At 73.4% G+C, this 12474-nt stretch carries 9 protein-coding genes; 3 read left to right on the top strand and 6 right to left on the bottom strand.

The annotated features are described in order from the left end of the window. Positions 1-7 precede the first annotated feature (7 nt). The 3 genes from ASG94_RS02915 to ASG94_RS02905 are packed head-to-tail and all read right to left on the bottom strand — an operon-like array spanning position 8 to position 4022. Positions 8-2125 (bottom strand): glycosyltransferase family protein, encoded by a 2118-nt coding sequence (locus ASG94_RS02915; protein ID WP_056924913.1) that lies wholly within the window; start codon positions 2123-2125, stop codon positions 8-10. Further along, a complete protein-coding gene (locus ASG94_RS02910; RefSeq protein WP_056924912.1) occupies positions 2122-2952 on the bottom strand; it encodes a hypothetical protein in 831 nt (276 codons plus the stop codon). Before ASG94_RS02910 ends, ASG94_RS02915 begins: the two co-directional genes overlap by 4 nt. Beyond that, positions 2949-4022, bottom strand: a complete 1074-nt coding sequence (locus ASG94_RS02905; RefSeq protein ID WP_056924911.1) for a glycosyltransferase family 2 protein — start codon at positions 4020-4022, stop codon at positions 2949-2951. The genes ASG94_RS02910 and ASG94_RS02905 overlap by 4 nt, the downstream gene beginning before the upstream one ends. A 237-nt stretch (positions 4023-4259) precedes the next feature. On the opposite strand from ASG94_RS02905, the gene ASG94_RS02900 reads away from it, so the two are divergent. The 3 genes from ASG94_RS02900 (at position 4260) to ASG94_RS02890 (ending at position 8269) form a co-directional block, all read left to right on the top strand. Further along, positions 4260-5588 carry an ammonium transporter gene (locus ASG94_RS02900; protein ID WP_056924910.1) on the top strand — a complete coding sequence of 443 codons (1329 nt, stop codon included), beginning with the start codon at positions 4260-4262 and terminating at the stop codon, positions 5586-5588. Then, a complete protein-coding gene (locus tag ASG94_RS02895; protein ID WP_056924909.1) occupies positions 5585-5923 on the top strand; it encodes a P-II family nitrogen regulator in 339 nt (112 codons plus the stop codon). The genes ASG94_RS02900 and ASG94_RS02895 overlap by 4 nt, the downstream gene beginning before the upstream one ends. A gap of 84 nt (positions 5924-6007) precedes the next feature. Continuing rightward, positions 6008-8269 carry a [protein-PII] uridylyltransferase gene (locus tag ASG94_RS02890; RefSeq protein ID WP_056924908.1) on the top strand — a complete coding sequence of 754 codons (2262 nt, stop codon included), beginning with the start codon at positions 6008-6010 and terminating at the stop codon, positions 8267-8269. A gap of 72 nt (positions 8270-8341) precedes the next feature. On the opposite strand, the gene ASG94_RS02885 is transcribed toward ASG94_RS02890, so the two are convergent. The 3 genes from ASG94_RS02885 to ASG94_RS02875 all read right to left on the bottom strand — a co-directional run bounded on the left by ASG94_RS02885 (position 8342) and on the right by ASG94_RS02875 (position 12459). Beyond that, the gene (locus tag ASG94_RS02885) at positions 8342-9712 is read right to left on the bottom strand and encodes an MFS transporter (RefSeq protein ID WP_056924907.1); all 1371 of its coding nucleotides are present in this window, start codon (positions 9710-9712) and stop codon (positions 8342-8344) included. A 54-nt stretch (positions 9713-9766) separates the two neighbouring features. Further along, positions 9767-10546, bottom strand: coding sequence for a 3-hydroxybutyrate dehydrogenase (locus ASG94_RS02880; RefSeq protein ID WP_056924906.1), 780 nt, complete (start codon positions 10544-10546; stop codon positions 9767-9769). An 86-nt stretch (positions 10547-10632) separates the two neighbouring features. Further along, a complete protein-coding gene (locus tag ASG94_RS02875; protein ID WP_082623890.1) occupies positions 10633-12459 on the bottom strand; it encodes a helix-turn-helix domain-containing protein in 1827 nt (608 codons plus the stop codon). Positions 12460-12474 lie beyond the last annotated feature (15 nt).

Genomic DNA, 12474 nt, shown 5'->3' with positions numbered 1-12474 from the left:
GGCGCGCTCACCCCGTCGCCCGACGGGCGGGTCGCTCGCTGCCGAGCAGGGGCTCGATGAAGGTCGCGAAGTCCGCGGCCATCTGCTGCGGCGGGCGGGCGTGGGCGGTCGCGAGCGAGGAGGCGCGCGCGGCGGCGGCGCGCTCCGGGTCGTCGACGAGCTCGCGCACCGCGGCGCGCAGGGTCTCCTTGAGGGAGCGGTCGTCGCGCGGGTTGAACAGGCGCACGTGGGGCTCGTCGGCGAGGTCGAGCAGGGCCCCCGTGCGCGGGCCCACGATGGGCAGCCCGAACGTCTGCGCGAGCCAGAAGACACCCGAGTTGAGGATGCGCGAGTACGGCAGCACGGCCAGGTCGGCGGCCCCGAACCAGACCTGGAGCTGGTCGTCGGGGACGTGGGAGAACTCCGAGATGACGCGCGGCGACTGCTCGCACCGGCGCTCGAGGCCGGCGGTCTCCTGCGTCTGCGCCGGCTTGCCCGCCACCAGCAGCGAGAGCGAGAGGTCGTCGTCGGCCAGCTCGTGGAACACGTCGAGCAGCCGTCCCAGCCCCTTGTAGGGCCGGATGCCGCCGAGCGCCACGAGCACCTTGTCGTCGGGGCCGAAGCCGAGCTGGGCGCGCGCGGCCTCACGGCTGATCCACTGCGGGTAGCGGCCCAGGTAGCTCGAGTGCTCGATCACGACCACCTTGCGCGGGTCGAGGCGCAGCACCTCGGACGCCTGCCGCGCGGTGATCTCGGCGAGGGCGTGGATCGTGTCGGCACGGTCGGCCAGCAGCTGGGCCAGCTGCGTCTCGGCCCACACGTGCTTGGCCTCGTGCGGCAGCACGTTGTGCAACGTCCACACCAGTCGTCCACCCGCGGCACGAAACTTGTGCAGGGCCGCGCTGAAGCGGTCGAGCTCGATCGCCGCGCGGTAGGGGCCCTCGGCGTACTGGAGGATCGGGGTGGTCCAGTGGATGTTGAGGGTGCCCGGGACGGCCGAGACGGCGTGGTTCTCCAGGTGGCTGATGACGTCGGCCACCGCCACGGGATAGGCGTCGACGGCGTCGAGGCCGGCGAACAGCATGCCCTGGTAGGGGTTGGCCCGGTTGTAGTCGGGGAAGTAGTGCAGCGCCTTGGTGGGCGGGGCAGCCACCTCGATGCGCGGGCGGGTCCGGACGAGGTGGTCCAGCTCGGCCGCCCGGTGACCCCACGTGTGCCCGTCCAGCACCAGCTCGCGCAGCGCCGCGGCGCGGGCGGCGGTCGCGTCGGGATCGGCGAGGTGCGCGTCGATCACCTCGCCGAGCTCCTCGGGGGTGGTGTACGTCGGGAGGTCCAGGCCGACCTCGACCGCACCGAGGCGCGAGTTGAGGACCGGCAGGGCGCCGGAGGCCAGGCTCTCGAACACGAGGGCCGGCACGGTGCCGTTGCTGACCGCCGAGACCGGCATCTCGATCACGCTGAGCAGCGCGCGGCCGAGCACGTCGGGAGACCGCAGCCACGCCACCGGGGCCTCGAGCCGGCCCAGCAGGCCGCTGCGCATGGTGCGCACCGGCTCGGCGTACACGGTGAGCGGCGCCTCGAGGGGCAGGTCGGTCAGCAGCGGCTGGACGGGACGGCCCCGGTCCACGTGCACGCCGAGGCTGGCGACCTCGTCACGCTCCGCACCCGCGGGGACGAAGAGCTCGGCGTCGACGCCGGTGCGCAGGACGACGTCGGCGCGCGGGGTGCGCCGCCGCAGCGTGACCCGGCCGATCTCGGAGCCCGCCAGCACCCGGTCGAAGGCGACGAGGTGGTCCAGGACCGCCCACTCGTCGATGCCGGAGTGGGCCCAGGCCACCTTCCACGCGTCGGCGGGGGCCAGCGACGGGTCGACCTCGGGGGTCGCGGCGACCCACACGTCGGTCGAGCCGCCGAGGTGCCAGCGGTGCTGGGGCACGAGGCGTACGCCGTGGCCGCGCTCGACGAGGGCCAGGCCGATGCCGGCAGCGGCGACCAGGTCGGGGCCGGGGTTGCGCAGGTCGACCGAGCGCACCAGGAACGTGTAGCGGTCCCCGTCGCCCGACGCCAGCTCGCCGTCGACGAGCTGGCGGTAGCCGGCCCGGCGCCGGTCCAGGGCGCTCTGCTCCTCGCCCTCGCCGGCCGTCACGAGGACCGCCTGCGGCGGGCACGCTCCACCAGGGAGGCCACGGCCCGGACGGCGCGGGAGTCGTGGGTGAGGAAGAGCTCGTCGGCGAGCTCGGCGGCGCGGGCCTCGGCGAGGTCGCGCTCGCGGGCCACCTGCGCGACGCGGGCGCGGAGCAGGACGTTCTTGTGCCGCAGCCGCTGGAGCCGGTCCTGGAGCTCGGCGACCTGGCGGTCCATGGCCAGCAGCTCGTCCTTGCCCAGCTGCATCTCGCGGGCGATGGTGGCGCGCTCGCGCCCCAGCAGCTCGCGGGTGCGCTCCAGCTCGTGCGCCAGGCGCCGGTTCTCGGCGGCGCTCGCCCCGTCGGCCTCCGGCGACCGGGGGCGCGCGGTGGTGAAGGAGGGGAAGCGTGCCACCGTGACGTGACGGCCGTCCTCGGTCGCGGACTCGCTCTCGAGCGTGAATCCCGCGGACTGCAGGGGGTGCGCGAGGTCTCGGGCGCCCGACACGACGACGAGGCCACCGGGCACCAGCGCCCCGGAGCCCAGGGTGCGCAGGAAGTCGTCCGGAGCCGGACCGTCGTCCAGCACGTCCTCCACCACCACGACGTCCACCGGGGCCATCAGGAAGGGCTGCACCCACGCGTCGGCGCGGCGGGCGAGGTCCACCTCGGGTCCCCACTGCTCGGCGGCGCCCTGGTCGAGCGGCCAGCGCAGGCACTCGACCTCGCGGTCGTGCTCCTGGGCGAGGCGACGCGGCACGGTCGAGGGCTGCACGCCGATGTGCAGCACCCGCGGACCGCCGGCCAGCGTGCTGTCGATGACCGCGGTGGTGTCGTCCTTGGCCCTCATCGAGCGTCCCCCTGATCGTCGGTCCCGGCGTCGCCGCCCGTGGACGGGCCGTTCGCGCCGGCCGTCACCGCGTGCTCGCGTGACCTGTCCTCGGGCCACGGCACGTGCGAGACCTCGTCGTTGCGTCCGTCGCGCCCCGCCCTGGCGTCGGTGGCGGCCCGCTCGACGAGGGCGTCGAACTCGTCGAGCCACTCCGGCGCGGCGCGGCGCACGGTACGTCGCCAGGTGCGCACCCACTTGCCGCGCAGGTGGGTCAGTGCCGCCTCGGGGTCGCCACCGAGGGAGCGCTCGACGAAGAGGTAGCGGTTCCGGGTCATGTAGTAGAGATGGTAGGGCGACGGGAGCGCCCCGCTCGACCGCTTGTGGTGCACCATGCGGGCGCGCTGGTCGACGATGACCCGCCAGCCGGCCCGGTGGGCCCGCCTGCACCAGTCGGTCTCCTCGAAGTAGAGGAAGTACTCCTCGGGCAGCGGTCCCACGGTCTCGAGGGTGGCGCGTCGGGCCAGCAGCGACGCCCCGGTCACGTAGTCGACCTCGATCCGGCTCGGCGGCTCGGTGTCGTCGAGCGGCCGGCCCTGGTGGAGGTGCCGCGTCTCGCCGTGCTTGGTCTCGTCCACGAAGCCGCCGTCGAACCAGATCGTGGCCGGCTCGCCGGGGTGGACGATCCGCGGGCCGACCACACCGCAGTCGGGGACGTCCTCGAAGACCTGCAGCAGGCGGGGGAGGGTCTCGGGCTCGACCCGGGTGTCGGGGTTGAGCAGCCACACGTACTCGTTGCCGCGCTCCAGGCACCGCGCGATCCCGATGTTGCTGCCGCCGGCGTACCCGAGGTTGCCGCCGCTGCTGATCACCTCGGCCCGGTGCCCCAGCAGGGTGCGCAGCTCCTCGGCCGAGGCGGGGGAGTCGGCGTTGTCCACGACCACGATGTCCAGGTCGAGGTCGCGGGAGGTCTCCAGCGAGGCGACGCAGGCGACGGTGTCGTCCGCGCTGTCGTGGTTGACGAGCACGACGCCGGTGCGACCGGGCTGGCGCTCGGGCGCGGACGACGCGTCCCGTGGGCTCCCGGTCATGAGCCGGAGTGTAGACGGCACCACGCCCCGTGCCCGCCCTCGCCCGGGTCGCCCGCGCCCGCCCGGCTCGTTCACACCGACGTAACACAACGGGCACATCCGTTGCGTGCCCGCAACACGAGGCGGCGGGCGAGGAAACCTCGCCCGAGCAGGGTTCAGGCCAACAGGTTGGACCGCTGCGTGACACCGTCGTCATGCCGACGCGGGCCACCCCCTCGAACGTTCCCTGGAGGTTCTGTGGACGGCTACTACGCCTTCATGCTGGTGGCGACTGCCTTCGTCCTGATGATGACGGTGCCCGCGCTGGCCCTGTTCTACGGCGGCATGTCGCGATCCAAGTCCGTGCTCAACATGATGATGATGTCGTTCATCGCGGCGGCCATCGTCGGCATCCTGTACGTCGCGATCGGCTGGTCGATGGGCTTCGGCGGGGACGGCACGTTCTTCGCCAACCCGTTCGAGCTGCTCTGGCTCGACGGTGTCACCACCGACAACTACATCTACGTGATGTTCCAGATGACCTTCGCGATTATCACCGTCGCGCTGATCAGCGGCGCCGTCGCGGACCGGCTCAAGTTCTCGGCGTGGCTGGTGTTCGTCCCCCTCTGGGCGGTCATCGTCTACTTCCCGATGGCCCACATGGTCTTCAGCTGCACCCCCGACTCGCTCATCTGCGGGCGCATCGGCGCCCAGGACTACGCCGGCGGTACCGCGGTCCACATCAACGCCGGTGTCGCCGCCCTGGTGCTGGTCCTGCTGCTCGGCAAGCGCATCGGCTGGCCCAAGGACCAGATGCGCCCGCACAACCTGACCCTCACCATGCTCGGCGCGGGCATGCTGTGGCTGGGCTGGTACGGCTTCAACGTCGGCTCCATCGTCTTCGGCACCACCTTCGACGAGGACCCCGACGCCTTCCTCGCGCAGTTCTACTCCGAGACCGGCCGCACCTTCGCCAACACCACCCTGGCCACGCTCGCCGCGATCCTCGGCTGGCTGCTCGTCGAGCGGCTGCTGCACGGCAAGGCCACCTCGCTCGGTGCCGCCTCCGGCATCGTGGCGGGCCTGGTCGCCATCACCCCGGCGGCGGGCGCGGTCAACCTCAGCGGCGCCGTCGCCATCGGCGTCATCGCCGGCGGCGTGTGCTCGTGGGCGGTCGGCCTGAAGTACAAGCTCGGGTACGACGACTCGCTCGACGTCGTGGGTGTCCACCTGGTCGGCGGCGTCATCGGCACCGTGCTGATCGGCGTGTTCTCCACCTCGGCAGGGGCCGGCGGCATCGACGGCCTGCTCTACGGTGGCGGCTGGGGCTCGCTGGGCGACCAGACCCTCGGAGTCCTGGTGGCCGTCGTGTTCTCGGGCGTGCTGACCGCGGTCATCGGCCTGGCCATCAAGTACACGATCGGGCTGCGCCTCGACGAGGAGGACGAGGTCAACGGCATCGACCTCGCCGCCCACGGCGAGTCCGCCTACGACCTGCACAGCGGCAGCAGCGGCGGTGGCACCGGCATCCTGGCCGGGAGCACTGCCACTGCCAGCACCTCGCGCACCGAAGGAGCCAACGCATGAAGCTCGTGACCGCAGTCATCAAGCCCCACAAGTGGGAGGACGTCCGCGAGGCGCTGGAGACCTTCGGGGTCACCGGCATGACCGTCTCGGAGGTCAGCGGCTACGGCCGCCAGAAGGGCCACACCGAGGTATACCGCGGGGCCGAGTACGACATCGCGCTCGTCCCCAAGATCCGGATCGAGATCGTCGTCGACGACGCGGACGCCGAGGACGTGGTCGGCATCGTCGTCAAGACGGCGCAGACCGGCCGGATCGGCGACGGGAAGGTCTGGGTCAGCCCGGTCGAGACCGTCGTGCGGGTCCGCACCGGGGACACCGACGAAGCTGCCCTCTGAGCGGACCCCTCACTGGCCCGTCGGGACTCGTCCCGGCGGGCCAGTGGCGTACCCGGGCGACCCCCGGGGAGGATCGGAGCCACGATGACTGCCCCTGAGAGAGCCGCCCGGACCGAGGCCGCCGACCAGCTGTGCCGCGCGGCGTACGACGCGTGCGACGGCCCGGACGTCGGCGTCGCCCTCGTCGCGGTCGGCGGCTACGGCCGCGGCGAGCTCGCCCCCCACTCCGACCTGGACGTGGTGCTCGTGCACGACGCGGACGTCGACGCCGGCAGCGTGGCCGAGCAGGTCTGGTACCCGCTGTGGGACTCCGGCTCCCGCCTCGACCACTCGGTGCGCTCGCTGCCGCAGATGGTGGCGGCGGCCGAGGAGGACCTCAAGGTGGCGCTGGGGCTGCTCGACGTACGCCACCTGGCCGGCGACCCCAACCTCACGCTGCGGTTGCGGACGACGATGCTGGCCGCGTGGCGGCGCGAGGCACGCGACCGGCTCCCCGAGCTGCGCGCACTGGTCGACAAGCGCCACCAGGTCGTCGGCGAGCTCGCCCACGTCTCGGTGCCCGACGTCAAGGAGGCCGAGGGCGGGCTGCGGGACGCCACCGTCCTCAAGGCCCTCGAGACCACCTGGCTCGTGGACGTGTCCGGCCCGGAGCTCGAGCGGTCCCGGCAGGCGCTGCTCGACTTCCGCGACCTGCTGCACGCCGAGACGCGGCGTCCCACCGACCGGGTGGCCCCCGAGCTGTGGGACGTGCTCGCCACCAGCATGGAGCTGGAGGACGCGGCCGCGGCCCAGCGCCACGTGCGCGAGATCGGTCGACGGGTCACCCACCTGTCGCGCCTCACCTGGCGCCGCGTGGACTCGGTGCTGGCCAGGCCCACGTCGGTGCGCCAGGCCCGTCGTCCCGCCCTGGAGCCGATCGCGCCCGGCGTCGCGCTCTCCCGCGGCGAGGTGGTGCTCGACGCCCGCGCCCGTCCCGACCGCGACCCGGTCCTGCTGCTGCGGGCGGCGGCGGAGGCGGCCGAGCGCGACGTCGTGCTGGCCCCGGCGACCGCCGCGCGGCTGGTGCGCGAGTGCGCACCGCTCCCGGTCCCGTGGCCCGCCGAGGCCCGCGACGCGCTCGTGAGCCTGCTCGCGTCGGGCGAGGGCCTGCTCGGGGTCTGGGAGACCCTCGAGGAGACCGGCGCGCTCGCCGGCTTCCTGCCGGAGTGGGAGCGGATCCGGCTGCTGCCGCACGCCTCGGCGATCCACCGCTTCACCGTCGACCGGCACGTGGTGGAGACCTGCGTGGAGGCCTCCCGGCTCATCCGCAGCGTCGCGCGCCCCGACGTCCTGCTGGTCGCCGCGCTGCTGCACGACATCGGCAAGGGCGGCCTCACCGAGCACTCGGTGGCCGGGGAGCCGATCGCCCGCGAGGTCGCCCGGCGGATGGGCTTCGACGTCGAGGCCGTGGACCTCGTCGCCCTGCTCGTGCGCTGGCACCTGCTGCTGTCCGAGACCGCCACCTCGCGCGACCCCGACGACCCCGCCACCGTCGACGCGCTGCTCGACAAGGTCCCGTCGTCGGAGGCGCTGACGCTGCTGCTGGCCCTGACCGAGGCCGACGGGCGCGCCGCGTCGGCGAAGGCGTGGTCGACGTGGCGGGCCGGGCTCGTCACCCGGCTGGCCACCCACGCGCTGGCCCGGGCCGCCGGTGGGGACACCCTTCCCGAGGTCGAGCAGCCCGTGGCCGTGCCCGACGTCGTACGCCGCGGCGGGGCCTGGGTGGGCGTCGAGCCCGACGAGGGGGGCGCCCGGGTGACGGTCCTGGCCCCGGACCGGATCGGCCTGCTCGCCGACGCGGCCGCGGTGCTGGCGCTGCAGCGGGTGTCCGTGCGCTCCGCGCGGGCCTGGGCCCAGGACCCCGACCCCACCGGCGACGCCGGCGCCGGGCCGGTGGGCGTCTCGGTGTGGGAGGTCGCCGACCCCGACCTGGACCCGGCCGTGCTGCGCGAGCGCCTGGTCGCGATCGGCGAGGGACGCCTCGACGCCTCGGCGCGGCTGTCCCGGCCGGCACCCAGCCGGCTCGAGCCGGTCGTCGTGGTGCGGTACGGCGAGTCGCGGCGCGCCACCGTGCTCGAGGTGCGGATGGACGACCGCCCAGGGGTGGTGCACCTCGTGTGCGCGGCCCTGGCCGCCCGCGACATCTCGGTGCGCTCCGCGCACGTGTCCACGGTGGGACCGCAGGCCGTCGACGTGTTCTACCTGCAGGAGCAGGGGGCCGGCCGGCTCTCGGACGAGCGGGCCGCCGAGGCCGCCCACGCCGTCCGCGGCGCGCTCCTCGGAACCGTGGCCGAGCCGGCACGGTGAGACGCCACGGACGCCCTGCTCGGCGCGTGGCCGAGCAGGGCGTCCGTGGGGAGTGCTACCGCTGCGCGGAGGTCACTTCCGGGCCTCGTCGAGCACCCGGTCGTGACGCAGGGACGTGCGGGCCGTCTCCTTGGCGAAGAACACCGCGACCAGCGTGATCACCGAGGCGATCGTCATGTAGATCGCGACGCTGTCGACGTTCGCCGCCCCGTTGGTGGCCGGGCCGAGCAGCTCGATGGCGATGATCGGGGCCAGCGCGCCGGCGAAGATCGAGGCCAGCTGGTAGCCCACCGAGGCGCCGGTGTAGCGCACCGAGGTGCCGAAGAGCTCGGAGAAGAACGCCGCCTGCGGGGAGTACATCAGCGCGTGCAGGACCAGGCCGACGACCACGGCGAGCAGGATCTTGGACTCGGACTTGCTGGCGATCAGGTCGAAGAAGATCCACGACCAGGCCGCGACGCCGATGGCACCGGCGATGTAGAGCGGACGTCGTCCGACCTTGTCGCTGAGCGCCCCGATGAGCGGGATGGTCACGAAGTGCACGACGGCACCGATGAGCAGCGCCTTGAGGATGATGCCCTTGTCGCCGGTGGTGCCGACGTACGTCGTCAGGAAGGTGATCGAGATGACCGTGAACAGGTAGTAGGAGATGTTCTCCGCCATCCGCATGCCCATGGCGACGAGGACCTCGCGGGGGTACTTCTTGATGACCTCGAAGAGCGGGACGTGCTGCTTCTCGGAGGTGGAGAGCTCGGTCTGGTTCTCCTTGAAGACCGGCGACTCCTCGATGGAGAGGCGCACCCACAGGCCGATGATCACGAGGACCGCGCTGAGGAGGAACGGGATGCGCCAGCCCCACGCGTTGAACGCGTCGTCGGACTGGACGGCCGCGAGGATCCACAGCACGCCGGTGGCGAACAGGTTGCCCAGCGCCACGCCGGCCTGCGGCCACGACGACCAGAACCCGCGTCGCGAGTCCTCGCCGTGCTCGGCGGCCATCAGCACCGCGCCGCCCCACTCGCCGCCGACCGCGAAGCCCTGGACCAGGCGGCACACCAGGAGCAGGATCGGGGCGCCGATCCCGATGCTGGCGTACGTCGGGAGCAGGCCGATCGCGAAGGTCGCCAGGCCCATGAGGAGCAGGGAGGTGACGAGCATCTTCTTGCGGCCGACCCGGTCACCGAAGTGGCCGAAGACGATCCCGCCGAGCGGACGGGCCACGAAGCCCAGCGCGTAGGTGCCGAACGCCAGCAGCGTGGCCATGGCCGGCTCGCTGTCGGGGAAGAACAGGGTGCCGAAGACGAGCGCCGCGGCCGATCCGTAGAGGAAGAAGTCGTACCACTCGACGGCCGTGCCGATCAGGGACGCGAAGACGACCTTGACGATGTTGGTGTCGCCGGGTCCCTGCTCCGCTTCGGTGGGGTGGGTGACGGGGGATGTCATGTGCTGGTGTTCCTTTCACGGGCGATCACTCGGGGCGATACGCGGGGGGCGTGCTCAGGCGGCGGTCCAGCCGCCGTCGATGAGGAGGGAGGACCCGGTCATGGAGTCGCTCCCGGGGAGGCAGAAGCCGGCGACGGCGCGCGCGACCTCGTCGGGCTCGACGAGGCGGCGTACCGGCGTGCGGGCGAGCAGGACGGTGTCGAGGACCTCCGACTCGTCGATGCCGTGGGCCTTGGCCTGGTCGGCGACCTGGCCCTCCACCAGGGGTGTGCGGACGTAGCCCGGGCACACCGTGTTGCTCGTGACGCCCTTGCCGGCGGCCTCGAGCGCGATCACCTTGGACAGCCCCTCGAGGCCGTGCTTGGCGCTGACGTAGGCCGCCTTGTACGGCGAGGCGCGATGGCCGTGGACGCTCGAGACGTGGACGATCCGGCCCCACCCGCGCTCGTACATGCCCGGCAGCAGCCGGCGGGCGAGCAGGAACGGGGCCTCGAGCATGAGCCGCTGGATGAGCCGGAACTGCTCGGGGTCGAACTCCTCGATCGGCGCGACGTGCTGGACGCCGGCGTTGTTGACGAGGATGTCGGCGTCGAGGGCGGCAGCGTCGATGGCGTCGGAGTTGGTGAGGTCGAGACCGAGGGCGTCGCCGCCGAGGGCCGAGGCGACCTCCTTGGCGGCGGTCTCGTCCCGGTCGAGGACGGTGACGTGGGCACCGAGGCCGGCGAGGTGGCCGGCGACGGCGGCACCGATGCCGCTGGCGCCTCCGGTGACCAGCGCGCGGCGGCCCTCGAGCGGCGTCGGCCCGGGGGAGAGCACAGGGGTGGTCGTGGACATGGCCCCGAGGCTAGGGCGCCGTGTGACGGCCGGCACATGTCTGGCGGCGACACAACTCGGTCCGGTGAGTGTGTTCGGGGGCTACTTCACGCCTGCAGGCGAGCCACCCGGAGCGCGAGCTGGAGGTCCAGCGCACGCTCCGGCGCGCGCCAGGCCTCGCCCAGCAGGCCGGTCACCCGGTCCAGCCGCTGGGTGACCGTGTTGGGGTGCACGTGCAGGGTCGCGGCGGTGTCCTTGAGGCTGCCCCCGCTCGCGAACCAGGCATCGAGGGTGTCCACCAGGCTGGTGCCCCGCTGCTCGTCGTAGGCCGACACCGGACCCAGCTCCCGCTCCACGAACTCGGCCAGCTGCGCGGGTCCGTTGCCGCCGAGCAGCAGCCGGGCCACGCCGAGCCCGGCGGGGTCGGTGACCTCGCCGACCCGGCCGAGGGTCAGCAGGGTCTCGAGGCAGCCGAGCGCCTCGGCGTAGGTCGCCGACACCTGGGGCGTCGGAGCCGGTCCGGCCACCCCGACCGTGGCGGACGCGCCGGCTCGCTCGACGGCCGCGGCGAGCTGGTGGCCCACGTGCCGGGCGTCGGTGTGTGGAACCACGAGCACCACGGCGCCGTCGTGCTCGCCGGCCACGCCGTGCAGCCCCTCGGCCAGCCGTGACGCCGCCCGGGCGGTGGCCTGGCGGGCGCCGTCGGCGGGGCCGGCGACCGCCACGACCAGCGGCGCGTCGAGCTGGGCGCCGTGCCGGCGCGCGCGCTCGCGCACCAGCGCCGCGTCGTACGGCGTGGGGGAGAGCAGGTCGCGCAGCAGCTCGCCGCCGATGCGCTCCTCGGCCTCGGCCACGCTGCGCGCCAGCAGCACCACCAGCGCGGTGACGAGGGCGCCGCGCTCGAGGGTGCGCTGCTCGGCGCTGCGCAGGGGCGGTCCCTCGAGCACCACGGTCGAGACGTGCTCGCTCCCGGCCAGGGCCGCCGCGACGTAGCCCTGCGGCGTGGGCACGCAGTGGCCGGAGGCCACCGACTCGGCGATCGCGTCGGGCCAGGTGGCCAGGTCGGGGTCGCCGGCCACCCGTTCGCCCGACGGGTCGAGCACGGCGACGCGCCCGTCCAGCAGGTCGCCGAGGACCAGGGCGATCTCGGCGGTGCCGCCGCCGTGCAGCAGCAGGTCGGTCAGTCGGTCGTGCGCGGTCGCGGCGGCCTCCACCGCCCGGGTGTGCTCGGTGAGGTTGCGGTTGGCGGCGTCCAGCTCGGCGAAGAGCCGGGCGTTCTCCAGGGCCACCGACGCGTGGGCCGCGAAGGACGTCAGCAAGGAGACCTCCGACGCCGGGAACTTGCGCACCGTCCGGTGCACGGCCAGCAGCGCGCCGATCACCCGCCCGTCGAGCACCAGCGGCACGCCCAGGATCGCGCGGATCCGCTCGCCGTCGACGGCCTCGTCGATGTAGGTGCGGTGCACGAAGCGCTCGTCCGCCTGGTAGTCCTCGGTGAAGTACGGCGCCCCGGTCTGGGCGACCAGCCCGAGCAGCCCGGTGCCCAGGGGGAGCCGCAGCCGTCGGAACTCCGGGGTCAGCGCTCCGTCGGTCACCTTCATGTACGACGCCCCGTCGAGCTCGTCGTTGAGCGACAGGTAGGTCATGTCGGCGTTGAGGAGCTGACGTGCGCGGCGCACGATGGCGGCCAGGATGGCGTCGACGTCGCGGATGGCCGTCAGGTCGCTCGCGGTCTCGTAGAGCGCGGAGAGCTCCGCCTCGCGGGAGCGCTGGCGCGAGATGAGGTCGCGCAGCCGCAGGGCCACGTCGTAGTCGCTCCGCAGCCGCTCCCGCTCCTCGTCGCCGGCAGCGCCCGCGGTGGCCGAGGCGAGCAGCTCGTCGAAGTGCGAGCGGGCCGCCTCGTCGTACAGCAGGTCGAGGAAGGAGCGGGACACGCGCACATCATGGCC

The sequence above is a fragment of the Nocardioides sp. Soil805 genome (assembly GCF_001429625.1).
In the GTDB taxonomy this organism is placed as follows: Bacteria; Actinomycetota; Actinomycetes; order Propionibacteriales; family Nocardioidaceae; genus Nocardioides.
This window is presented reverse-complemented; position numbering and strand designations above follow the sequence as displayed.

Coding starts and splice junctions, on each gene's coding strand:
- ASG94_RS02910 (WP_056924912.1), bottom strand. CDS start 2,952: ATGAGGGCCAAGGACGACACCACCGCGGTCATCGACAGCACGCTGGCC.
- ASG94_RS02905 (WP_056924911.1), bottom strand. CDS start 4,022: ATGACCGGGAGCCCACGGGACGCGTCGTCCGCGCCCGAGCGCCAGCCC.
- ASG94_RS02895 (WP_056924909.1), top strand. CDS start 5,585: ATGAAGCTCGTGACCGCAGTCATCAAGCCCCACAAGTGGGAGGACGTC.
- ASG94_RS02890 (WP_056924908.1), top strand. CDS start 6,008: ATGACTGCCCCTGAGAGAGCCGCCCGGACCGAGGCCGCCGACCAGCTG.
- ASG94_RS02885 (WP_056924907.1), bottom strand. CDS start 9,712: ATGACATCCCCCGTCACCCACCCCACCGAAGCGGAGCAGGGACCCGGC.
- ASG94_RS02880 (WP_056924906.1), bottom strand. CDS start 10,546: ATGTCCACGACCACCCCTGTGCTCTCCCCCGGGCCGACGCCGCTCGAG.